20 protein-coding genes are annotated in these 22206 nt (G+C 63.3%); 10 read left to right on the top strand and 10 right to left on the bottom strand.

The features are described from left to right. Nucleotides 1-591: 591 nt before the first annotated feature. Genes AXW67_RS07895 through AXW67_RS07885 form a run of 3 tightly spaced genes read right to left on the bottom strand, consistent with a single transcriptional unit; the run spans nucleotide 592 to nucleotide 3617 of the window. Entirely contained in the window at nucleotides 592-1695 is a 1104-nt protein-coding gene (locus AXW67_RS07895) for an ABC-type transport auxiliary lipoprotein family protein (protein WP_063677406.1), read from the bottom strand. A gap of 3 nt (nucleotides 1696-1698) precedes the next feature. Then, complete coding sequence (locus AXW67_RS07890) at nucleotides 1699-2478, bottom strand: ABC transporter ATP-binding protein (RefSeq protein WP_063677405.1); 780 nt, start codon at nucleotides 2476-2478, stop codon at nucleotides 1699-1701. Nucleotides 2479-2480: 2 nt separating this feature from the next. Then, a complete protein-coding gene (locus AXW67_RS07885; RefSeq protein WP_063677404.1) occupies nucleotides 2481-3617 on the bottom strand; it encodes an ABC transporter permease in 1137 nt (378 codons plus the stop codon). A gap of 166 nt (nucleotides 3618-3783) precedes the next feature. On the opposite strand from AXW67_RS07885, the gene AXW67_RS07880 reads away from it, so the two are divergent. The 3 genes from AXW67_RS07880 (at nucleotide 3784) to AXW67_RS07870 (ending at nucleotide 5580) form a co-directional block, all read left to right on the top strand. Further along, on the top strand, nucleotides 3784-4059 hold the full coding sequence (locus AXW67_RS07880; RefSeq protein WP_063677403.1) for a hypothetical protein: 276 nt from the start codon (nucleotides 3784-3786) through the stop codon (nucleotides 4057-4059). Further along, nucleotides 4060-4521 carry a phage holin family protein gene (locus AXW67_RS07875; protein WP_063677402.1) on the top strand — a complete coding sequence of 154 codons (462 nt, stop codon included), beginning with the start codon at nucleotides 4060-4062 and terminating at the stop codon, nucleotides 4519-4521. A 75-nt stretch (nucleotides 4522-4596) separates the two neighbouring features. Continuing rightward, nucleotides 4597-5580: a zinc-dependent alcohol dehydrogenase family protein gene (locus tag AXW67_RS07870; protein WP_063677401.1), complete on the top strand. Its 984-nt coding sequence runs from the start codon at nucleotides 4597-4599 to the stop codon at nucleotides 5578-5580. A 9-nt stretch (nucleotides 5581-5589) separates the two neighbouring features. Here AXW67_RS07870 and AXW67_RS07865 read toward each other — a convergent pair whose 3' ends face one another. Continuing rightward, nucleotides 5590-7416 (bottom strand): PHA/PHB synthase family protein, encoded by a 1827-nt coding sequence (locus AXW67_RS07865; protein WP_063677400.1) that lies wholly within the window; start codon nucleotides 7414-7416, stop codon nucleotides 5590-5592. Nucleotides 7417-7559: 143 nt separating this feature from the next. On the opposite strand from AXW67_RS07865, the gene AXW67_RS07860 reads away from it, so the two are divergent. Further along, nucleotides 7560-8411, top strand: a complete 852-nt coding sequence (locus tag AXW67_RS07860) for a universal stress protein (RefSeq protein ID WP_347336746.1) — start codon at nucleotides 7560-7562, stop codon at nucleotides 8409-8411. Then, nucleotides 8411-8761 carry a c-type cytochrome gene (locus AXW67_RS07855; protein WP_035684245.1) on the top strand — a complete coding sequence of 117 codons (351 nt, stop codon included), beginning with the start codon at nucleotides 8411-8413 and terminating at the stop codon, nucleotides 8759-8761. The genes AXW67_RS07860 and AXW67_RS07855 overlap by 1 nt, the downstream gene beginning before the upstream one ends. Nucleotides 8762-8827: 66 nt before the next feature. Here the strand turns inward: AXW67_RS07855 and AXW67_RS07850 are convergent, their stop codons facing one another. Together AXW67_RS07850 and AXW67_RS07845 are read right to left on the bottom strand one after the other, a co-directional pair. Then, entirely contained in the window at nucleotides 8828-11521 is a 2694-nt protein-coding gene (locus tag AXW67_RS07850; protein ID WP_063677399.1) for a bifunctional acetate--CoA ligase family protein/GNAT family N-acetyltransferase, read from the bottom strand. Between the two features lie 64 nt (nucleotides 11522-11585). Beyond that, a complete protein-coding gene (locus tag AXW67_RS07845; RefSeq protein WP_063677398.1) occupies nucleotides 11586-12410 on the bottom strand; it encodes a universal stress protein in 825 nt (274 codons plus the stop codon). 249 nt (nucleotides 12411-12659) lie between these two features. Between AXW67_RS07845 and AXW67_RS07840 the strand changes: the two genes are divergently transcribed. From AXW67_RS07840 to AXW67_RS07830, 3 genes are all read left to right on the top strand, one after another. Further along, the gene (locus AXW67_RS07840; protein WP_063677397.1) at nucleotides 12660-14192 is read left to right on the top strand and encodes a bifunctional aminoglycoside phosphotransferase/ATP-binding protein; all 1533 of its coding nucleotides are present in this window, start codon (nucleotides 12660-12662) and stop codon (nucleotides 14190-14192) included. A gap of 10 nt (nucleotides 14193-14202) precedes the next feature. Continuing rightward, nucleotides 14203-15186 (top strand): CHAD domain-containing protein, encoded by a 984-nt coding sequence (locus tag AXW67_RS07835; RefSeq protein ID WP_063677396.1) that lies wholly within the window; start codon nucleotides 14203-14205, stop codon nucleotides 15184-15186. Between the two features lie 161 nt (nucleotides 15187-15347). Beyond that, nucleotides 15348-16076, top strand: coding sequence for a CBS domain-containing protein (locus AXW67_RS07830; protein WP_063677444.1), 729 nt, complete (start codon nucleotides 15348-15350; stop codon nucleotides 16074-16076). A gap of 14 nt (nucleotides 16077-16090) precedes the next feature. On the opposite strand, the gene AXW67_RS07825 is transcribed toward AXW67_RS07830, so the two are convergent. The 3 genes from AXW67_RS07825 to AXW67_RS07815 form a co-directional block, all read right to left on the bottom strand. Next, on the bottom strand, nucleotides 16091-16552 hold the full coding sequence (locus tag AXW67_RS07825) for a RidA family protein (protein WP_063677395.1): 462 nt from the start codon (nucleotides 16550-16552) through the stop codon (nucleotides 16091-16093). A 15-nt stretch (nucleotides 16553-16567) separates the two neighbouring features. Continuing rightward, nucleotides 16568-18259 (bottom strand): benzoate-CoA ligase family protein, encoded by a 1692-nt coding sequence (locus tag AXW67_RS07820; protein WP_063677394.1) that lies wholly within the window; start codon nucleotides 18257-18259, stop codon nucleotides 16568-16570. A gap of 149 nt (nucleotides 18260-18408) precedes the next feature. Further along, a complete protein-coding gene (locus AXW67_RS07815; RefSeq protein ID WP_063677393.1) occupies nucleotides 18409-18900 on the bottom strand; it encodes a MarR family winged helix-turn-helix transcriptional regulator in 492 nt (163 codons plus the stop codon). A gap of 277 nt (nucleotides 18901-19177) precedes the next feature. Between AXW67_RS07815 and AXW67_RS07810 the strand changes: the two genes are divergently transcribed. Beyond that, nucleotides 19178-20353 (top strand): ABC transporter substrate-binding protein, encoded by a 1176-nt coding sequence (locus AXW67_RS07810; RefSeq protein ID WP_063677392.1) that lies wholly within the window; start codon nucleotides 19178-19180, stop codon nucleotides 20351-20353. A 33-nt stretch (nucleotides 20354-20386) separates the two neighbouring features. After that, nucleotides 20387-20842: a cupin domain-containing protein gene (locus tag AXW67_RS07805; RefSeq protein WP_027551008.1), complete on the top strand. Its 456-nt coding sequence runs from the start codon at nucleotides 20387-20389 to the stop codon at nucleotides 20840-20842. A gap of 87 nt (nucleotides 20843-20929) precedes the next feature. Here AXW67_RS07805 and AXW67_RS07800 read toward each other — a convergent pair whose 3' ends face one another. Next, nucleotides 20930-22180, bottom strand: coding sequence for a flavin-dependent oxidoreductase (locus tag AXW67_RS07800; RefSeq protein WP_063677391.1), 1251 nt, complete (start codon nucleotides 22178-22180; stop codon nucleotides 20930-20932). Between the last annotated feature and the right edge of the window lie 26 nt (nucleotides 22181-22206).

Genomic DNA, 22206 nt, shown 5'->3' with positions numbered 1-22206 from the left:
GAGAGACGATCTTGAAGTGGTTTGACCGCATTGAGTTGATCGGTGGGTTGAAGCGGGTCTACTCAAGAGATCGCGCGCGGATGATGAGTCTTGCCAGTACGCATCTGGGCTAGCGTCTCATGGTCTGATCGTCGCCTATTTGACTGACCACCAAGCTCAAGTTGGGAAGATCTATTCGCGATAGCTGAAAGGCCAACGTCATGTCGCATGCCGACTTGCACCGATACAGCTGAAAGACTCGAAAGCACAGCGACTACGAAGATCTCTCAAGGGTTGGAGACAGAACCCGATCTCTGCAGATCACGTCCACAGTTTGCCCTCTATGGATTTTTCTGTATCTCCCGGTGCACACGTCGTGCACACGCCGCCTTCTAACCAATTGAAATACTTCAACTCTCGCTCCAATCCATCACTGGACAAATCGCATTACCGGTTGCGGTGCTCGCGGACGACTCTGAAGGCAACCTTGGAGCAAAATCCATCGCCTCAAAATGACCGTTTGAAAAGTCAGATGCTCAAACGGTCTTGCTGGCTAAGGCATTGATTTGGTGGGCGCACCAGGGCTCGAACCTGGGGCCCGCTGATTAAGAGTTAGACCGCCTGCACGGTCCAACCGATCAGCTCCTTTGCGATGCGGGCGAAGGCAGCGTCGAATGCCGCGACTGCGGCAGATGGCTCGATCTTGTCGAGCTTCTCGCTCGCTTCCACGAGACGTGAAGCGATCACCTTGCCGCTCTTGTCGACGATCCTCGCCGACATTCCGATCTCGACGCGCGGCTCGCCTTCCGTGGCGATGCGGAAGCGCCTGATATCGATCAGGAGCTGATAATCCGCCTGGCCGAGGTCGGTCGTGCGCAACGGAGCGTGAGCGATGTCGAGGTTCTCGAAGCTGTCGATCAGGCGCGCCTGCACCAGCTTTGGAATGCTGTCGGCCCACAGGAACTCGGCAAAGCCGGGATTGTCCCGAACCGGCGAGAACAACATGCGCTGCGTCTGGAGCATCGCAACCGCGGTCGGCTCGGGAATCGCCAATGAGGCAGAAAGAGCCTTGCCGACCGGCCCGAGATCCTGCGGCGCGCGCAGGTCGTAAGTCAGTTTCGGCACTGGCGTTCCGCCGCCCGTCATCTTCTCAAGTCCGGCAAGGATGCCGTCGAGCTTGCCGGTGTTGCGCGCAAGCCCGTCCGAGAACGTCTTGAAATTGGCGACCGTATCCTTGAGTGGACCGGCGTTGTCCTCCAGCACGGAATCAACCCGCCGCAGCGCATCGCGCGCCGCCTGCGTCATGCTCTGGCCGGCGCCCGCCTCGGCGATCAAGGTCAAGGGCACGTCCGATTTGGCGGCGATCGTACCGCCCTCCAAAGCCACCACCGGCACGCCGGTCAACCCCTGGAAATCGAGCCCGACCCTGGTGTCGGTGCGCACGGGGGTCGCGGACGCGACCGAAATCGTCGCGTTGACGAAACGCGGGTTGTCCTGCGCGAGACCAAGCTCGGTCACCTCGCCAACGCGGATGCCGTTGAACAGCACGCCGGCGCCGACCAGGAGCCCCGGCACCGGTCCCTGAAACTGCACGCGGTAGGACGTTCGCGGCCCGATGCCGCCCGTATTGTTCAGCCAATAGACGAAGCCGAAGACCGCGAGGATCGCAGCCATCACAAAGGCGCCGATCAGTACGTAGGGAGCGCGGGTTTCCATGTCTCATCTCATGTGAGGTTGCAGCATCTGGGAGCGCTTGCCGTGGAAATAGGCCCGCACCCAGGGATGCTCGGATTGAAGAAGTTCGCGCATCGGACCGATCGCCACGATCTTGCCGTCAGCGAGCGCGGCGACGCGGTCGCAAACGGTGGTCAAGCTCGCGAGATCATGGGTCACCATGAAGACGGTGAGCCCCAGGGTCTTCTGCAACGTCTTGATCAGGGTGTCGAAGTCACCGGCCGCGATCGGATCGAGGCCGGAGGTCGGCTCGTCCAGGAACAGGATCGGCGGATCGAGCGCGAGGGCGCGCGCCAATGCCACGCGCTTGGTCATGCCGCCGGAGAGCTCCGACGGATATTTGTCGGCGTCCTCCGCCCGCAGCCCAACCATCTCGAGCTTGGCGATCGCGATCTCGTCCATCAGCTCCTGGGGCAGCACGAGGTTTTCGCGCAGCGGAAACTGGACGTTCTGCCGGACCGTCAGCGAGGAGAACAGCGCGCCCTGCTGGAACAGGATGCCCCATTTTCCGGCCGGCCCCTGCCTGCTGCGGTCGTGCACACTACCCATCGGCTGGCCCATGACTTCGATGGTTCCGCTTCGCCGCGGGACGAGGCCGATGATGGTCCGCATCAAGACCGACTTGCCGCCGCCGGACGCACCGACCAGGCCAAGGATTTCCCCACGGCGGACGTCAAGCGAGAGGTGGTCGAGCACAATCTGACGGCCGAAACCCACAACGAGGTCGCGCACGCTGATCGCCAGCTCCTGTGCCAATCCCGACATCGTCACATTCCGATCGAGGCAAAGAAGATCGCGAACAGGCCGTCGAGCACGATCACCAGGAAGATCGACTTCACCACGGAAGTGGTCGTCTGTCTGCCGAGCGATTCGGCGCTGCCTTTCACCCGCAATCCTTCGCTGCAGGCGACGATCCCGATCACCAGCGCCATGAACGGCGCCTTCAGGATGCCGACCTCGAAATGGGTGACGGAGATGGACTCATGCAGGCGCGCGATGTAGATCGCCGGACCCATGTCGCCGTAGAACTGCGCGACCAGGCCACCGCCATAGAGCGCAGCGATCGAGCCGATGAAGGCAAGGATCGGCAGCGCGATGATCAAAGCGGCCACCCGCGGCAAGATTAGAACGTCGACCGGATCGAGCCCCATTGTCGAGAGCGCATCAATCTCCTCGCGCATCTTCATCGAGCCGAGCTCGGCGGTATAGGCGCTCCCCGAGCGGCCGGCGACCATGATAGCGACGATCAGGACACCCAGCTCGCGCAGCACCAGGATGCCGACCATGTCGACCGTATAGGACTCCGCGCCGAACCTGCGGAAATGAAAAAATCCCTGCTGCGCGATGATCGCGCCGATCAGGAAGGTGATCAGCATGACAATCGGAATTGCCTGCCAGCCGATCCGATAGAGCTGATAGACCAGCGATGTCAGCCGCAGCGACCGCGGCCGGCGCAACACGCCGATCAGGGACATGAACAGCGCGCCCAGCATCCGAAGGAAGATCGTGATGTCCTCGCGCGCGTCGACCGTGGACTTGCCGAGATCGTGCAACCTGTCCAAAAGCGGATTGGGCACAGGTGCCGGCTCCGGATTGTGCCGGTTGACCTGACGCACTTCGTCCATCAGGCCGCTGAAATTGTCGGCTATTCCGACCACCTCGGCCGCGCGCCCGGATGATGCCGCCCTGCGCGACAGTTTCTCCAGAAGCCAGGCGCCGAGCGTGTCGAGCTCGCTGACACCGGCCATATCGAGCTTCACGGCCTTCGATCGGTCGACGGCGGTCCAGACGGAGCGGGAAAGCGCGTCGAGCTTCAACACATTGGCAGCGGTCCACGGTCCTTCCGGCCGCAATTCAAGCGCGTCGCCGGACGGCGTTGCCAGCAGCAGAGGTTCCGAATTCACACCTGTATCCTCATGGATCGACTCCGATCCGGTTTGGGTTTCTAGGTCGCCGCGACGCAACTGGATTGACTTGCCTCAAACCGAGGCCCGGGAAAGCTCCCTTGACGCAAATCAATGGCCATCGAGCCGGGTCGCATAGGCTTGTTCCATTGAATGGAGACCGCCAATGTTCGACACCGGCAGGCTGAACGACGAGCTGAAAGCGATGAAGATCGATGTCGCGCGCCTGCTGAACACAGCCGCCGAGCAGACGTTCGAGACGTCGAAGGACGGTGCCGAAGCCTTGGCTGACCAGATCAAGGCCGCGCTGGCCGAGCTCGGCGAGACCGTCAGTGAGGAACGGGAGCAGCTCCATGACCTTGTCGCGGAACGTCCGGCGGCGTCCCTCGCTTCAGCCTTCGCACTCGGCGTGGTCGTCGGCTTCATGCTGCGGAGGCACTAGGTGAACACGGAGAATATCGTCAAGCACCTGCGTGTGCTCTGGCGCACCGACCGGATCATCGCCGATATCAGGCTGCGCCATCTGCTGATCGGACTGGGCCTGCGCGCCTTCGCGGCGCTGATCGCCGCCTTTGGCCTGCTCCTGTTCGAATTGGCGGCCTACTTCGCCCTGGTCCAGATCTGGAGCGCCATCGTCGCAGCGGCGATTCTTGGTGCGATCAATTTCACCATCGCGGCAATCCTCTTCGTCGTCGCGGGGCGTCCGCCGTCAGGACGCGAGGTTGAGCTTGCCAATGAAATCCATGACGCAGCGATCGAAGCCATTCAACTCGAGGCGCGCGCGCTCCATGCTCAAGTGACGGGCGCGGTCCACCACCCGCTCAGCGGCCTGCTACCGCTGCTCACGCCGCTCGTGGCAATCGTCGTGAAGAGCCTGCGGAAGTCGCCTGTTGCGTCCTCTTAGCGACGGCCGCACACTGGCCGCAGAACCGGCGAGGCACGCCTGGAGATGCACTACGAGCCGTAACGGGAATGCGACATGTACGCGATGGTTCTCTCCGCGCGCGGCGCGCCATTGACGTTCGAGCAACGACCCGACCCGATCCCCGGCCCCGGCGAGGTCCGCGTCAGGGTCAGCGCGTGCGGCGTGTGCAGGACCGACCTCCACGTCGTGGATGGCGAGCTACCCGGCATTCGCTATCCAATCATCCCCGGGCACGAAGTCGTCGGCCGCATCGATGCACTGGGCGCAGGCGTCGATCACCTGGACCTGGGCATGCGTGTAGGTGTTCCCTGGCTCGGCTTCACCTGCGGCGAATGCCTCTATTGCCGCACTGACAAGGAAAATCTCTGCGATCGTCCCGAGTTCACCGGCTACACGCGCGACGGCGGCTTCGCCAGCCATCTCGTCGCTGATGCCAGATATTGCTTTGCGCTCGGTGAGCACGGCGAGGACACAGCGCTCTCGCCCCTGCTCTGCGCCGGGCTGATCGGCTGGCGATCGCTGGTGATGGCCGGCGACGGCAGAACGATCGGGATCTATGGCTTCGGCGCGGCCGGCCATATCGTGGCGCAGGTGGTGCGCGCGCAGGGACGGACAGTCTACGCCTTCACCCGTGGCGGCGACCAGGAAGCACAGCAACTTGCGCTTTCGCTCGGCGCGGACTGGGCCGGCGCCTCGGAGGACATCCCGCCAACCGAGCTCGATGCCGCCATCATCTACGCGCCGGTCGGAGCATTGGTGCCGCTTGCCCTGCGCTCTGTGCGCAAGGGCGGCCGCGTTGTGTGCGCCGGCATTCATATGTCCGACATTCCGACGCTCCCCTACCATATTCTATGGGGTGAACGGCAGATCATGTCGGTCGCGAACCTGACCCGAAAGGACGGCATCGATTTCCTCGCCGCCGCGGCAAAGGCCAACATTCAGACACACACGACGGTATTCCCGCTCGCCGAGGCCAACGAAGCGCTCGCCCGCCTGCGGGACGGCAAGCTCGTCGGCGCAGCCGTTTTGCGGCCCTGATCCCCGCGTCTACTGCTCGAGCACGTAAGAGCCCGGCGCATCACCCAAAGGCCCGCCTTTTTGTTCCGCGCCCGCCGCCGACGCCGAAACAGGCTGACCGGAATGTGCGGCGAGAAATCGCGTCCACTCGGTCCACCATGATCCCTCGTGAGACGGCGCACGCTGGATCCACTCGTCCGCGCCGACATAGGGATCATGGGCCTTCTTGGTGAGCATCTGATAGCTGTGGCCCTCCTCGGCTGGAGGCGCGACAATGCCGGCGTTGTGGCCGCCGCTCGTCAGAACGTAGGTGATGTCTGCATCGGCTAGAAAATTGATCTTGTACGTCGATTTCCAGGGCGCGACATGGTCGCGCAACGTACCAACAACGAACATCGGCATGTGAAGATCCGAGAGAGCGACCGGCCTGCCGTTGACCTGATAGCGCCCTTCGGCGAGATCATTGTTGAGGAACAGCCGCCGCAGATAGTCGGAATGCATTTGATAGGGCATGCGCGTGGCATCGGCATTCCACGACATCAGTTCGTTCGGCGCGGCGCGCTCTCCGACCATATAGTCCCGTACGACGCGCGACCAGAGCAGGTCGTTGGTACGCAACATCTGGAAGGCCCCGGCCATCTGCGCCGTTCCGAGCAAACCTTGCCGCCACATCATGTCCTCCAGGAACGCGACCTGGCTTTCATTGATGAAAAGCGTAAGTTCGCCAGCTTCCGTGAAATCGGTCTGCGCCGCGAGCAACGTCACTGTTCGCAGGCAGTCGGGGCGCTCGCGAGCCAGCCTGGCCGCCGCGATCGACAACAGCGTGCCGCCAAGGCAATAGCCCGCGGCATGGATGGCCTGCCCAGGCCGAAGCGAGTTGATGGCGGCGATCGCGGCATCCACTCCGAGTTCGCGATAATCTTCGAGACTGAAATTGCGATACTCGGGCGTTGGGTTCTTCCACGAGATCATGAAGACGGTGAAGCCGCTTTCGACCAGATAGCGGACGAGAGAATTACGCGGCGACAGATCAAGAATGTAGTACTTCATGATCCAGGCCGGCACGATCAGAACCGGTTCGGGCCGCACGGTCGGCGTCGTCGGAGAATACTGGATGAGCTCGATCAGCTCGTTGCGATAGACGACCTTGCCGGGTGTGATTGCAACGTCCTTGCCCACCACATGGGTCCGATCGCTCCTCAGCCTTGCGCCGGCGAGCAGAGCCTGCCAATCCTCGACAAAGTTGTGCAGGCCGTAGACGAAATTGCCCCCGCCGGTCTCCATGATCTTGCGCAGAACCTCGGGATTGCTGATGGCGAAATTGGTCGGGGCCATCGTGTCCAGGCATTGGCGAAGCGCGAAATCGGCAATTGCTGCGTTCGAATGGGCCAATCCGTGAATGCCGGTCGTCGTCGAATGCCACCATTGTTGGGTCAGCAGGAAGGCCTGGGCCAGGAGATTGAAGGAAGGCAGCTCCCAATCCGTGCCAATGAAACGGCGGTCGTTCTCCGGCGGTCTGATCGCGGTCCAAGGATGGAACGTTGCGTGCCTCGGCACCATGGCGTCGACAAAATCAAACCCGCTCTGGATTGCCCGACCGGCAAGACTGGCCTGCTTTCCGGGCGAGGCCAGGAGATGCAATTGCCAGTCGGCAAAAGCCAGCGCGAGCGCGGCCGGCGAGAGGCCGCCAGTGAAGCGCGCCAACGCCGCGTGGAAGGATCGGTCGATGGCATCGACGGCGATCTCGGAGGCGGGCGGCGGTACCGGCGTCGTTCCCACGTTCGGCGGAGCTCCCGCAAGGACCTCGTTGGAATTCGAAGCGGTGGGAATACGGCCGACGGATGCTGGAGACGACATGGTGAACTCCCTTGGCCCCAGCAATCTACCCCCATCGGCCGTCGGCGGATTGAGCTGCGTCAACCCTGGCCAATACCTCCGGCACTGCTTTGACGTGCGTCAAGGCCCTCGATGACGACATGTGCTGCTCTTGAGCATCGAGGTTGGAACGGGAGGCACACATGTTCAAGGACCTACTGGTGCACATTCCCACAGAGCGGTCACCGCGGCCGGCCATTCATGCTTCCATCTCCCTCGCGATGCGCGCGGGCACGCACCTGGATGCAATTGCGACGGGATATGCATCGACCAATGTTCCTTTCGTTGCAGAAGGCGGCGCGGCCGTCGCATCGTCCCTGCAATTCGAGTACGAACGCGCGATCGAACGAGCCGACGCGGCATTGCGCGTTTTCGAGATTGAAGCGAAGCACGCCCAGATCAACTATGGAAAATACGCACTGAGTGGAACTATCGCCGAGATCGTTTCGCGAGTAGACGCCGCGGCGCGGCTCTACGACCTCACGATCGTGTCCCAAGCGGATCCGGATTGCGACACGTTCGACAACCAGCTCCCGCAGGAACTGCTCTTGCAGGCGGGCGGGCCGCTGCTGTTCATTCCCTATACTTTCCGCGGTGCTTTCAAGGCCTCGCGCGTCGGCATCTGCTGGGACGGCAGCCGTCTCGCCGCCCGCGCGTTGCGGGACGCGACGCCATTCATCACCGAAGCGGACGCGCTAACGATCATCACTCTCAACGCATCCGACGTGCCGGCCGACGCGTCGCCCGACCGGCTGGTGAAACACCTCGCGCGCAAGGGCCTGCCGGCGAAGACCGTTTCGCTTCAGTCCGACCGCGGCAATCTGCAGTCGAGCATCCTGTCGATTGCCGCGGATGAAAGCCTCGACCTCCTGATCATGGGCGGCTACGGGCATTCTCGGCTTCAGGAGACGGTGTTCGGCGGCGTTACACGGGAGATGTTCCGCAGCATGACCCTCCCCGTCCTGATGTCGCACTGATGGAGCTTGATGTGAGGACGCATCTCCGAATCAAACGCGCCATCGCAGGCAGCATCGTCGCAGCGGCTCTTCTTCTCCTCTCAGGCCCAACTGCGGCTTCGAACGTCGAGCAGGGACGACATCTTGCGCTGCTCTATTGCGCAAAATGTCACTCGACCGACAAAGTCAGCCCCAGCCCTCTCAAGATCGCTCCCCCGTTCCGCACATTGCACGAGCGATACCCGGTCGAGCAGTTGCAGGAGGCCCTTGCCGAGGGCATCGTCACGGGGCACCCGACGATGCCGGAATTCAGCTTCGATGCAGATCAGGTTGGCGATTTCATCGCGTTCCTGAAGACGTTGGAGAAATAAGGCTTGTAGCGCGGCACACGCGGCCGCGAGTCGAGCGGAGCAAGCTCCTAAACGCGGAGCCCTCGCTCAGAGCTTCAGCCTGACGTCGCAGATGTCCGGCTCGGTCCGATCCGGCTTCACCTCGAAGCCGAGCTGGCGGCACATGTCGAGCATCACGGTGTTCTCCTTGAGCACGTCGCCCGATATCGTCTTCAGACCCTCCGACTTCGCATATTCGATGATCATCTGCATCAGGGCCCATCCAAGTCCTTTGCCCTTGAGGTCGGAGCGCAGCAAAATGGCGTATTCACCGGTCTCGTAGATCGAGTCCGAATGGATCCGGACCACGCCCACCATCTCGTTGGTGGCTTCGTCGAACGCGATGAACGCCATCGCGCGGGCGTAGTCGAGCTGGGTCAGGCGCGCGATGAATTCGTGGGTAAATTCCTTCATCGGCGCGAAAAAGCGGAGACGGAGATCGTTCGGCGTCACGTGACGCAGAAACTTGTGAATCGCCGGCTCGTCCTCGGGACGCAGCGGCCGGGCGAAGATGCGCCGGCCGTCCTTGAGCGCGAAGTGGCGCTCCCACTGCGACGGATAGGCGCGAACGGCGAAATTGGCAGGGCCGGAGCCTGCGAATTTCCGTTGCGGCGGCCCCACGATGACGCGCGCATCGACCGCCGTCACGCCGGTTTCGTCCGCGAGCAGCGGGTTGATGTCGAATTCGCGGATCTCGGGAATGTCGGCGGCCATCTGCGCCAGCTTGACCAGCACCATGGCGACGGCGTTCTCCTTGACGGCGGGCACGTCCCTATAGGCGCGCAGCAAGCGCGAGACGCGCGTGCGTTCGATCAGGTCGCAGGCGAGCTGTAAATCGAGCGGCGGCAGCGCGAGCGCCCTGTCGTTGATGATTTCCACGGCCGTCCCGCCCCGGCCGAAAACGACCACGGTGCCGAAAGTCGGATCGTCGGCAAGACCCAGGATCAGCTCGCGCGCCTTCGCCTTGACGACCATCGCCTGCACGATGACACCGGAGATGCGGGCTTCCGGACGCAGCTTCCTCGCCCGGGCGAGAATGTCGGCTGCGGCTACGCGCACGGCCTCGGGCGTGGTCAGGTTGAGAACGACACCACCGACATCGGACTTGTGGACGATGTCGCGCGACATGATCTTGAGCACGACGGTGGCGCCTTGCGCGAACATCTCGTTCGCATAGGCAACGGCCTCGTCGACGTCCGCGGCCGCATAGGTCGGCACCATCGCGATGTCGTAGGCTTCGAGCAGGCGTTTGATCTCGACTGGCTCGAGCCATTTGCGTCCATCGGCGATCGCGCCTACGACGATCCGCCTGGCAGCCTCGGCGTCAGGCACGAACGTGTCTGGCATCGCCGGCGGAACCTGGCTCAGCTCCTCCACCACCTCGCGATGCCGGACCAGATGCATGAAGCCGCGCACCGCATCGTCTTCGGTCGGATAGTTCGGAATGCGGGCGCCACTCAGCGATTCGACGATCTTCTGATCGGCGCCGACCCAGGCAGCGAGCACCGGCTTGGCCCAACTGCGATGCCGATCTCGATATGCCCTGACCTGTTCGGTGACAGTCGCTGCGATGTCGGCTGCCGAGGCAATCGCGGTCTGCACGTTGAGGACCAGGACCGCATCGTTCCCGGGATCGGCAAGCAGAACTCCCAGCGCCGCGGCATAGCGCGATGCATCGGCATCGCCCACGATATCGACTGGATTTGCACCCGACCAGGTCGGCGGCAACACCGCATCGAGATTGCGCCGCGTATCTTCCGTCATGGGCGCGGGGATTCCGCCAAGCTCCACCAAGCGGTCGACGGCGAGGACGCCGATGCCGCCGCCATTGGTCAGGATGGCGAGGCGCTTTCCCGTCGGCGATTCGACACGGCCAAGCGTCTCCGCACAATCGAACAGCTCGCGCAGATCGGAGACGCGGAGGACGCCGGCGCGGCGGAATGCCGCGTCATAGACCGCGTCCGCGCCTGCGAGAGCGCCGGTATGCGTGGCCGCCGCCTTCGCGCCCTGCGCCATGCGGCCGGACTTCACCACCACCACCGGCTTCACCCGCGCTGCGGCGCGCGCCGCCGACATGAACTTGCGCGCATCCTTGATGGCCTCGATGTAGAGCAGGATCGCGCGCGTCTTGTGGTCCATCGCGAAATGATCGAGCAGGTCGGCAATATCGACGTCGATCTGGTCACCGATCGACACGATGCCGGAGAAGCCGACGCCGCGCTGCGCAGCCCAATCGACCATGCCGGCTGCGATCGCGCCCGATTGCGAGATCAATGCAAGATTACCCGCGCCCGGCATGTGCGCGGCGAAGCTGGCATTGAGGCTCACGCCCGGTATCATGATGCCCAGACAATTGGGCCCGATCAGCCGCATGCCATATTTCCTGGCAGCCGTAATCGTCGCCTCGTGCAGAGACCCCGGTCCGTGGCCGAGCCCGGCCGATACGATCAGGGCACCCGCCGAACCGAGGCGGCCGGCCTGATCGACGATTGCGGGAACCTCGCTGGCGGGAGCGGTGATCACGACAAGCTCGGGAACGAAGGACAGCATGTCCAGGCTTTTGACCGGGGCGACGCCGCCGATCTCCGCATAACGCGGGTTCACCAGCCCAAACTGTCCCTTGAACTGCGCCTTGCCAATATTCTCCAGGACGGCGCGTCCGACCGAGACCTGACGGGGGCTCCCTCCGACGAGCGCCACCGAGCGCGGCGACAGCAGATTTTTCAGACGGTAGGTCGACATGAATGCGGTGCGTCCAATCGGGGCGCTGGTTCCGAAGATTGAAGATCCGGCTCGGAAGAAGCAATCAGTGGGAGATCATAACCCAGCACGGTGGCTGACCGATGACAGTCTTGGTAACGCCGCCCCAGACGATTTCGTTCAGGCGGGAATGACGGTAGGCCCCCATGACGATGGCATCAATCGCCTGGGACTGAGCCCAGCTTCCGAGCACCTTGCCGATCGAACTGCCTCCGGCCTGCACCGTCTCGAACGAGGCATAGGCCCCATGCTCCCTGAGATGGTCGACGAGGTCCATCCCGGATCGGTTGATCGCCTCGGTCTTGTCGTCCGCCACCGTGACGATGCGGACCGAGGCGGCGGCCTGAAGGATCGGCAGCGCATCACCAACCGCGCGGGCCGCACGCGCGGAGTGATCCCAGGCGATCATGACGTTCTCGAAATCCGTGCGCAGCTCGCTGACGAGGTGCTCCGGACAGAGCAGGAGCGGTCGGCCGGATTCGAACAGGAACGTCTCGATGACGGCCTCCGTACGACTGTCGTGCGGCTTCACCGGGATCAGCGAGAGATCGCTGAAGCGGGCGTGCTCCGCCAAAGTCACTGCGACCTGGTCCGCCGGTACCTTAGCCGATCGGCTTTGGGCGCGGATGCCCGCGCGTGAAGCGGCATTGTTGAACGCATTCAGGAGCTGCTGCACGTCGCCGGCCTCGGCGGCGGACTCCAGATCATCCGGGAGCACCGCTTTCGGCCGCGCGAAAATATCTTCCTCCAGCGCAAGCCCGGTGATCCGGGCGCCGAGATCGGCGGCGACGGCTACGCATTTTTCGATCGCGGCAAGCGTCGGCTCGCGCGGCTGACCGATAAGCGGAAGAAACACATCCTTGATGGGCATCGGAATTCTCCTTGGTGGCAGGATAGGCCGCCCCTCCGTCGGGGCGCTTGATCCTCGTCAAGTCGGGAACACCTGCAGCCAGCCGATGACAGCGCTTGACGGAAGTCAAGGACTCGCTCGACCGCGCTTCTACGGTTAACTTGATTGGAGCCGCCTGCCCCGAAGCGCGGACGCGCCTGCTGGTGCCCCGGAGAGACAACCAGCGGCTCCGACCCGGGTGAGTGATCGTACCTGCACATGACATTCTCAATGACGGACGACGCCGCGACCCAGGACCGGATCTTTGCAGCACTCAGCGATCCCGCCACACGTCATGGCGCAGTGAGGATCGATACGCATGCTGCCTCGGTCTTTCTCGACGGGCCGCGTGCGCTGAAGATCAAGCGGGCCGTCCGGCTTCCATTCCTTGACTATTCGACCCTCGAAAAGCGCAAGGCGGCCTGCGAGGAGGAGATCAGGATCAACCGGCCCCTGGCGCCGCAGATCTATCACCGCGTCGTGGCGATCGCGGAGGGGCCGGATGGCGCGGTGGAGGTCGGCGGGCCCGGCAATCCGATCGAATACGCGGTGGAGATGTCCCGCTTTGACGAAAGCCGGACGCTCGATCATCTGGCGAAGGCCGGAGTGCTCGACGCGGACCTCGCCTCAGCGATCGCCGACGCCATCGCGAACTCGCATAGGGTCGCGCCGCCCGCGGAGGGCAGCGCATGGGTCTCCTCGATCCCGGCGCTCATCGAGGGAAACACCGCTGGCCTACGAAACGGCAATCATTTTGCAGCAATGGAGATCGAACGACTTGATCAAGCCTCGCACGAGGCGTTCCAACGCATCCGTGTCCTGCTGGAGAAACGCGGCCGTCAAGGCTTCGTGCGCCGCTGCCACGGCGACCTGCATCTCGCCAATATCGTGCTGATCGACGAACAACCCGTGCTGTTCGACGCCGTCGAGTTCGACCCCCGACTTGCAACCGTCGACGTGCTCTACGATCTAGCGTTCACGCTGATGGATCTGCTGCGTCACGACCAGCCACTGGCGGCCAATGCCGTTCTCAACCGCTATCTCGCCTCTATGCCGCTCGACCATCTCGACGCGCTTGGCGCTCTGCCGCTATTCATGTCGATCCGGGCTGCGATCCGCGCCCAGGTGGCGCTGGCGCGGCTGAACCGGCCTCATTCCGATCGTCCCGGCATTCTCGACGGCGCAAGCCGCTATTTCAACCTCGCCCAGGCGCTGATCCAGCCTCCCGCGCCCCGTCTGATCGCGGTCGGCGGATTGTCGGGTACCGGGAAGTCGGTGCTGGCCCGCGCGCTTGCGCCGATCGTCAAACCACAGCCAGGGGCTGTCGTGCTGCGCAGCGACGTCATTCGCAAGCGGTTGTTCGGGGTCGGGGACACAGACCGGCTGCCGTCATCCACGTATCAGCCCGACGTCACATTGCGCGTTTACGAGACTTTGACCGAGCATGCCCGCCGCGTGCTGAAGCAGGGCCATTCCGCCATTGTCGATGCCGTCTTTGCAGGCGAATCCGAGCGCGATGCGGTCGCAGCACTTGCCCGGGACTGCGAGGTCCCCCTGGCCGGGCTATTCCTGGTCGCGGACCTCGCGACGCGGCAGGCCCGAATCGGCAGCCGGCGAGCGGATGCGTCCGACGCCACGCAAGAGGTTGCTGCGCTGCAAGAGCACTATAATATCGGCCATGTTGGTTGGGCGACCATCGATGCATCCGGGACACCTGAGCAGACACTGCAGCGCTGCCGGATGGCGATCGCCGAGGGCAGGTAAGGTAATCTGATTGGCGCGGGCAAGGACGGCGCGACCCAGCACGACTTCGACCGCGCCCGCCAAGCCGGCGGCGAAACGCAATGCCCTGCCCGGCCGGCTCAGCCCGGGTATGGCCTGTGATACGGCCTTTCGGATCATCGCGCGGCGACACCTCGACGCCGTCCTCGCCCGGCACGATGGCACCTGCCGCGGCGACCCCGAGGCGCTGCATCAGATACGGATCGCGCTGACGCACTTGCGGACCGCCATCCGCTTCTTCTCGCCGGTGGTCGACGACGCCGTGCGGCCGGTGGTCTGGGCCGAGCTGAAATGGCTGAATAGCCAGCTCGGCATGGTGCGGGACCTCGACGTCGCGATCGAACGCGTCGTCGCGGCCACCGGCGATGAGCTCGCGGTGATCGCCGAGCTTCAGTCCTGGGACGAAAAGCGCGCCGAGAGCCATCGCCTCCTGGCCCGGGCGCTGCAATCGGCGCGGTATCGGCGCCTGATCGAGCAGACCTCCTTCTGGATCGAGAGCGGCCCCTGGTCGACCAGGCGCAGCAAGGAGGCCATCCGTCTGCGCCGCTGCCCGCTCGCCGACCATGCGGCGGCTCAACTCACCGAATGGGAGAAGACGCTCCTCAAGAAGGCCCGCAAGCTCGGCAAGCTCAGCGTTGAGAAACGGCACAGACTGCGGCTTCTCAACAAGCGGGTGACCTATTCGATCGAATCGCTGGAGGACCTGTTCTCCGACGATTCGCTCACGAAGCAGAAGTCGGTCCTCAAGCAATTGCGCAAGGCGCAGAGATCTCTCGGGCAGCTCAATGACGATGCACGAGGTCAGACTCTGGCTGACTCACTGGGCGGAGCGGGATCCGACGCGGGTGTTCGCTTCCTCGATCGCAAGCGGGAAAAGCGGCTGCTGCGAACTGCAAAGGCTGCCTATCGGAAACTGGACAAGGCCAAGCCGTTCCGCTCGTCCGACCTCGCGCGCAGTCCCGAAGCCGACGACTAGACAATCCGAGTGCGCTCCGCGGGCTGGATCAAGCCAGGCGGCCATCGCATTTGGTCAACAGGATTGATCGACTTCGTTGGCTTGACCTGAGTCAAACCAGGCCCCCCCCACCCGGACTAAAATCCGCGCATCGGAATTCATTGGAACTTGCGGAGTTCGCCATGCGCGCCCATCAGATCATGACCCGGCCGGTCATTTCGGTCACGCCCGAGACCAGCATCGTGGAGGCAGCGAACATCATGCTGCAACGGCACGTCAGCGGCCTCACGGTGGTCGACGATGCCGGCAAGCTGATGGGCATCGTGTCGGAGGGGGATTTCATCCGCCGCAGCGAGATCGGAACCGGGCGCAAGCGGCGCGGCCTGCTGCGCTTCATCCTCGGCCCCGGCAACTCGGCCAGCGATTTCGTCCAGGAGCATGGTCGCAAGATCTCGGAGGTGATGACGACATCGCCCGTGACCATCACCGAAGATACCGCGCTCGCCGAAATCGCCGATCTCATGGAACGGCACAACGTGAAGCGCCTGCCGGTGGTTCGGGGTGATGAGCTCGTCGGCATCGTATCTCGCGCCAACCTGTTACAGGCGGTGGCGAGCCTCGCTCGCGAGGTGCCGGATCCGACGGCCGACGACGATCACATCCGCAGCCGCATCATCGCGACCATGGAGAAGTACGATTGGTGCCCGTTCGGCCTGAATGTCATCGTTCGCGACAGCATCGTTCACCTCAGCGGCGTCATCACGGAAGAACGCGCGCGCAAAGCCGCGATCGTCGCCGCAGAGAACGTCGAAGGCGTGAAGAAGGTGCATGACCATCTCTGCTGGGTCGACACCATGTCCGGCATCTACCTGAACTCGCCCGAGGACGATGGCCTCGCCAAGGCAAGCTGATCGGCCTTGCACAATCAGCGAGGAATGACGGCGGTGGCCTCGATTTCGACGCGTGCCGCCTTCTCGACGAGACGAACGACCTGGACCAGCGCCATCGCCGGATAGTGCGTACCGAAGATCGTCCGGTACGCCTGCCCCAGCTCCTTCAGGTTCGCGAGGTATTCGTCCATGTCGACGACGTACCAGGTCAGGCGCACGAGGTGTTCGGGCCGCGCACCGGCTTCGGCGAGAATCGCCTTGATGTTGCTCAGGGCCTGGCGCACTTGCGCGACGAAGCCCTCCGCCAGACGCTCCTCCGCATCCCACCCGATCACCCCGCCGGTGACGACGATGCGGCCGTCCGCAGCCACGCCGTTGGCGTAGCCCTTCGGCATCGGCCAACCGGAGGGCTGGAGGATTTGCGGCGCTGAAGGCGCCTCATCCTCAGCGGCGATGGGCAGCACCGCAAGCTGCGGAGCTTTCGGGGTCACGGACAATTCTCTATCCTTCTCTCATTCTGCCGCGACGCCCGAGGACGCCGCCGCGGCCTGTGCCAGTTGTCGAAGAGCGAAGCGCTTCAATTTTCCCGTCTCGGTCTTCGGCAGCTGCGTCACAAACTCGATCGCGCGCGGATACTTGTAGGGAGCGATCTCGCGCTTCACGTGCTCCTGTAACTCGGTGACGAGCTGCGAGTCCGGCGTCACACCCGGCGCGGCAACCACATAGGCCTTCACGATCATGCCCCTCGCCTCGTCGGGTGCTCCGACGACACCGCACTCGACGACCGCAGGATGCGTGAGCAGCGCCGTCTCGACGTCCGTGCCTGCGATGTTGTAGCCGGCCGACACGATCATGTCGTCGGAGCGCGACTGGTACCAGAAGTAGCCGTCGCTATCCATCAGATAAGTATCGCCGGTGATGTTCCAGCCGTTCTGGACATATTTGCGCTGTCGCTCGTCGGCCAGATAGCGGCAGCCGGTCGGCCCACGAACGGCGAGCCGCCCCATGGTGCCGGCCGGCACGTCATTGCCGTCGTCATCGACGATTTTCGCCTCATAGCCCGGGACCGGCTTTCCGGTCGCACCGGCGCGGATCTCGTCCTCAGTCGCGCTGATGAAGATGTGCAGCAACTCGGTCGAGCCGATACCATCCATCAGCTTGATGCCGGTGGCCCTGAGCCAGGCGTCGAATGTCGGCTTGGGCAGTGTCTCGCCCGCAGAAACGCATTTCCGCAAGGAGGAGATGTCGCGGCCGGCGAGCTTGCCGAGCATGGCCCGGTATGCAGTCGGCGCAGTGAAGCACACGGTGGTCTTGTAGTTCTCGATCGCCGCCAGCACATCGTCCGGCGTCGTCTTTTCCAGGACCACGAATGAGGCGCCGATGTGCATCGGAAACAGCACGCCGCCAAAGCCGAACGTGAACGCAAGGGGCGCCGAACCAATAAAGCGATCCTTCTGCTCGGCCCGCAAAATATTGCGCGCATAGCCGTCGCACACCGCCAGCATGTCGCGGTGGAAATGCATGGTGCCCTTGGGATCGCCGGTCGTACCCGATGTGAAGGCGATCAGGCAGATATCGTCGGCAGCGGTATCGACCGCCCTGAACTCCGGACTTGCATCCGCGATCAACGCCTCGAGCGAGTCCGCGGCGCCGTTGCCCCAATAGACGACGCGCTTGAGACCAGGCGCGGCGGCCTTCGCCTTCTCCATTTCTTCCGAGAGCTTGCCGTCGCAGAGCGCGAGCGCGATATCCGCTTTCTGGATCGGATATGACAGCTCCTTGGCGCGCAGCAGCGGCATCGTCGCAACGACAATGCCGCCGGCCTTGATCACGGCGAGATAGGTTGCGACCATCATGGGATTGTTGGCCGAGCGCAGCAGAACGCGCCCGCCCGTCACCAGACCGAGCCTGCCAACAAGTACGTTGGCGATGCGATTCACGAGCTCCTGCAGCTCGCGGTAGCTGTAGCTGACGGCGGGACTGATGACGCACGGCGCGTCACCATGGCCCTGCTCGACCCAGCGATCGAGAAAAGAGCTGACGCAGTTCAGTCGCGGCGAATAGTGCAGCTCCGGCCGGGTGAAGATGAATTCGGGCCAAAGATCGCGCGGCGGCAGATGTTGCCGGGCAAATGGATCGACGTGGGCGGTCGCAGCGTTGCCGTCATGCGAGCCCGACACTTGAATCTTGGCGGCGTTGGCCATCGCACGCTCCTTTCAGCATGGAAAGCACCCGGCAGCACTCTTGAGAAACATTTTAGGCTTAAAATAATTTGGCGCAATAGAGGATTTTGAGCACACCCTGCTTTTTCGTGCGGCAAATTGGGATTGGGGAACAGGGCCCGCCCGCAGGCCTAGGCCCGGCGGCGACCGGCCGATTTCTGCGCCGATGCCTTGGTCTTGGCCAGGAGACGCATCAACTCGCGCACGTCTTTCGGCGTGAGATCGGCAAAGAGATCGGCGATCCAGGTCTCGTGCTCCGCGGCCATCCTGCGAAACTCGGCGCGGCCGAGTTTGGTGAGCCGGATCACCTGGACGCGGCGATCCGTATCCGAGGTACGGCGGTCGAGATGGCCGGATTCGACAAGGCGTTCGACGAGGCCGGTCACGTTGCCATTGGACACCATCATGCGTTTGGAGACGTCGGACAGCGTCATGCCGTCAGGCGCCTTGTCGAGCTGCGCCATCAGATCGAAACGGGGCAGAGTGACATCGAACCGCTGCCGCAAGCGGCCACGGACTTCGCCCTCGATCAGGGTCGTGCAGGTCAGCAGCCGCAGCCACAGCCGAAGCTCTTCGGCATGGTCCTCCGGAAGTTCGACGGCCTTGGTCTCGGAATCAAGCATCTGGTGCAGTCACTGACGGCTGGCATTGGCGCCGGCGCGGATTCACCTATCGTTTTGAGCTTCAAATATATTCAAGCCGGCTGCAAGTCCAAACCTGCAACAAATCAACCGCACGCGATATTCTTTAGGCTTCAAATAACTGGCGCGCGGCTTGCATGCGCTGCCCCGCTCGATGGAGGCGGCGGGGCTTTGCTTGCCGCGGGCGCCATCATCGGCATAAGCTCGGATCGGAGTATGCGGCTTGCAGCGCAAGCCCGATAGTCACGGGGGACAAATCATGAAGAAGCGATCGACATTTGCCGCAGTCGCCCTGCTGCTCGGCACCACGATGAATCCTGCTCTCGCCCAGGAGAAGATCAAGATCGGCGTGATCCTCACGCTGTCGGGTCCCGCCGCTGCTCTTGGCCAGCAGGTCCGCGACGGCTTTGCGCTGGCGGTCAAGGACCTCGGCGGCAAGATGGGCGGCCGCGATGTCGAGGTGATCGTCGCCGACGACGAGTTGAAGCCGGACGCAGCCGTCACCAAGGTCAAGGGCCTGCTCGAGCGCGACAAGGTCGACTTCGTGGTCGGGCCGATCTTCTCCAACATCCTCCAGGCGATCCACCGCCCCGTCACGGAATCGAAGGTTTTCCTGATCAGCCCCAACGCCGGCCCGTCGACCTATGCCGGCAAGGACTGCAATCCGTTCTTCTATGTGACGTCGTATCAGAACGATCAGGTTCACGAGATCCTCGGCAAGGTCGCGCAGGATCGCGGCTACAAGCGCATGTACCTGATGGTGCCGAACTATCAGGCCGGCAAGGATTCGGTGGCGGGCTTCAAGCTCGACTACAAGGGCGAGATTGTCGAGGAATCCTATATGCCGCTCAACACGCTGGACTTCCAGCCGGAGCTCTCCAAGATTTCATCGCAGAAGCCCGATGCGCTCTTCACGTTCATGCCGGGCGGCCTCGGCGTCAATCTCGTCAAGCAATATCGGCAAGCCGGCCTCGCCGACACCATTCCGGTGCTGTCGGCCTTCACCGTCGACGAGTCAACGCTGCCGGCGCAGCAGGACGCCGCGGTCGGCATGTTCGGCGGCGCGAACTGGGCGCCCAATCTCGACAATCCGCTGAACAAGAAGTTCGTCGCGGCCTATGAGGCCGCCTACAACGGCGTGCCCGGCACCTATGCGTTCCAGGCCTATGACGCCGCGATGCTGATCGACAGCGCCGTCAAGGCGGTGAAGGGGGACCTCTCCAACAAGGACGCCGTCGCGGCGGCGTTGAAGAAGGCCGACTTCACCTCGCTGCGCGGCGCCTTCAAGTTCAACACCAACGGCTATCCGATCCAGGACTTCTATCTGACCAAGGTCGCCAAGCGTCCGGACGGCAAGTTCCAGACTGAGATCGTTCAGAAGGTTTTCGAGAACTATGGCGATCGTTATGCCAAGGACTGCAAGCCGGCGAACTAGCACGGCGCGCGAACGAGTTACGGGAGGACTTCAATGAAGAGCGAAATTACCGGCATCACGCGGGCCAATGAGGGGATCCAGGGCATTTCCTGGAACATCCTCGGCCAGACCTATGTGCCGAAGAGCTACGCCGAGCACAGCTTCTCCTGGCACGCGACGCTGCCGCCGGGCACGTTCGTGCCGCCGCACATCCACCCCGACCAGGATGAGTATCTCTACATGCTGGAGGGAAAGCTCGACTTCATGCTTGGCAATTCCGAGGCACAGGCGACCACGGGCGATCTGATCCGGCTTGGCATGGGCGTGCCGCACGGCATCTTCAACAAGTCGGAACAGACCGCAAAGGTGCTGTTTTGGGTCTCGCCAAGCCGCAAGCTCTACGAGCTGTTCTGGGGCCTTCACAACATGAAGGAGCAGAAGCCGGAGGACGTGGTGGCGATGGCCGCCGAGTTCAACATCCACTTCCTGCCGCCGCCCCCCGGCGGCTAGCAGCACGACCCCGGAAAAGTGTGCAGCGGTTTTCCGGAAGGGTCATGCTCAATCAAAAGTTTTAAGGGTGATGATCATTCATCGCCCTTAAGCCCGCACTGCCGCGAGGCCGGGCACCGCGGCGAAGCCGGCCTTGGTGGCGTAGCCGCGCACGATCGCCTCGCGCTGGGAGTAGCTGAGGACGTTGTCGACATTGTCAAAGCCGTCAGGCGCAAGCTGCTCGACGGCGTCGATGACGCCTTCCGGACCGCCACGCCGGTTGGAGCGGACGATCTCCGCGGTCATCGGCAGGCGCTTCTTCTCGTATTCGACCAGCGCCTGGCGCGGATGCTCGGCGCGCACCAGCGCGTCCGCGAGACAGCGTGCGTCGAGGATCGCCTGCGACGCGCCGTTCGAGCCGACCGGATACATCGGATGCGCCGCATCGCCGAGCAGCGTGACCCGGCCCGACGACCAATAGGGCAAGGGATCGCGGTCGCAGGTCGGATATTCATAGAATTCGGGCGTGGCCGAGATCAGGCTCTTCACATCGATATAGGGCACGGAGAAGCGTGCCACATGCGGCATCAGTTCCTCACGCCGGCCCGGCCGCGACCAATCCTCCTTGCGTGGCGGCGGCGCATTACCCTCGCCGACCTTCACCAGCACCGCCCAGTTGGTGAGACGGCTCGCCGGGCTCGATCCTTCCGCGATCGGATAGATGACGACCTTGGCGTTAAGGCCGCCGGCGACAATCATGGATTTTCCGGTGAGGAACAGCGGCCAGTCCCGTGCACCGCGCCACAACATCAGGCCATTCCAGCAGGGCGGCCCTTCATTCGGGAACAGCGTTTCGCGCACGCGCGAATGGATGCCGTCAGCGCCGACCAGAATGTCGCCGCGCGTGGTGTGGACGTGTGCGCCCGACCGATCGAAGAAGTAGGCCGTGACGCCGCCCTCGTCCTGCGTGAAGGCACCGAGGCGACAACCGGTATGAATCGACTGAGGCCCAAGCCGCTCCTCGACAGCGCGATGGATGACGCCCTGGAGGCGGCCGCGATGGATCGAGAATTGCGGCACATCGTGGCCGGCGTCGATGCCACGGGCCTCGCGCCAGACCTCCTGGCCGTGGCGATTGAGATAATAGAGCTGGTCGGTGCGGATCGCGACGTCGTCGAGCTTCTGCAGCAGGCCAAGCCCGGCGAGCTCACGCATCGCATGCGGCAGCGTATTGATGCCGACACCAAGCTCGCGGATGGTATCGGCCTGCTCGAAAATCTCGCAGCCAATGCCGCGCGAGCGCAGCATCAAAGCCGTGGTGAGACCTCCGATACCGCCGCCGACGATAATCGCCTTCATCGCCCCAACTCCACTCGAAACACAGG

Source organism: Bradyrhizobium neotropicale, from assembly GCF_001641695.1.
Classification (GTDB): domain Bacteria; phylum Pseudomonadota; class Alphaproteobacteria; order Rhizobiales; family Xanthobacteraceae; genus Bradyrhizobium; species Bradyrhizobium neotropicale.
The sequence above is the reverse complement of the archived record's forward strand: the minus strand, read 5'-3'. Positions and strand labels throughout refer to the sequence as shown.

Coding starts and splice junctions, on each gene's coding strand:
- AXW67_RS07895 (WP_063677406.1), bottom strand. CDS start 1,695: ATGGAAACCCGCGCTCCCTACGTACTGATCGGCGCCTTTGTGATGGCT.
- AXW67_RS07890 (WP_063677405.1), bottom strand. CDS start 2,478: ATGTCGGGATTGGCACAGGAGCTGGCGATCAGCGTGCGCGACCTCGTT.
- AXW67_RS07880 (WP_063677403.1), top strand. CDS start 3,784: ATGTTCGACACCGGCAGGCTGAACGACGAGCTGAAAGCGATGAAGATC.
- AXW67_RS07870 (WP_063677401.1), top strand. CDS start 4,597: ATGTACGCGATGGTTCTCTCCGCGCGCGGCGCGCCATTGACGTTCGAG.
- AXW67_RS07865 (WP_063677400.1), bottom strand. CDS start 7,416: ATGTCGTCTCCAGCATCCGTCGGCCGTATTCCCACCGCTTCGAATTCC.
- AXW67_RS07855 (WP_035684245.1), top strand. CDS start 8,411: ATGGAGCTTGATGTGAGGACGCATCTCCGAATCAAACGCGCCATCGCA.
- AXW67_RS07850 (WP_063677399.1), bottom strand. CDS start 11,521: ATGTCGACCTACCGTCTGAAAAATCTGCTGTCGCCGCGCTCGGTGGCG.
- AXW67_RS07845 (WP_063677398.1), bottom strand. CDS start 12,410: ATGCCCATCAAGGATGTGTTTCTTCCGCTTATCGGTCAGCCGCGCGAG.
- AXW67_RS07840 (WP_063677397.1), top strand. CDS start 12,660: ATGACGGACGACGCCGCGACCCAGGACCGGATCTTTGCAGCACTCAGC.
- AXW67_RS07830 (WP_063677444.1), top strand. CDS start 15,348: ATGCGCGCCCATCAGATCATGACCCGGCCGGTCATTTCGGTCACGCCC.
- AXW67_RS07820 (WP_063677394.1), bottom strand. CDS start 18,259: ATGGCCAACGCCGCCAAGATTCAAGTGTCGGGCTCGCATGACGGCAAC.
- AXW67_RS07815 (WP_063677393.1), bottom strand. CDS start 18,900: ATGCTTGATTCCGAGACCAAGGCCGTCGAACTTCCGGAGGACCATGCC.
- AXW67_RS07810 (WP_063677392.1), top strand. CDS start 19,178: ATGAAGAAGCGATCGACATTTGCCGCAGTCGCCCTGCTGCTCGGCACC.
- AXW67_RS07805 (WP_027551008.1), top strand. CDS start 20,387: ATGAAGAGCGAAATTACCGGCATCACGCGGGCCAATGAGGGGATCCAG.
- AXW67_RS07800 (WP_063677391.1), bottom strand. CDS start 22,180: ATGAAGGCGATTATCGTCGGCGGCGGTATCGGAGGTCTCACCACGGCT.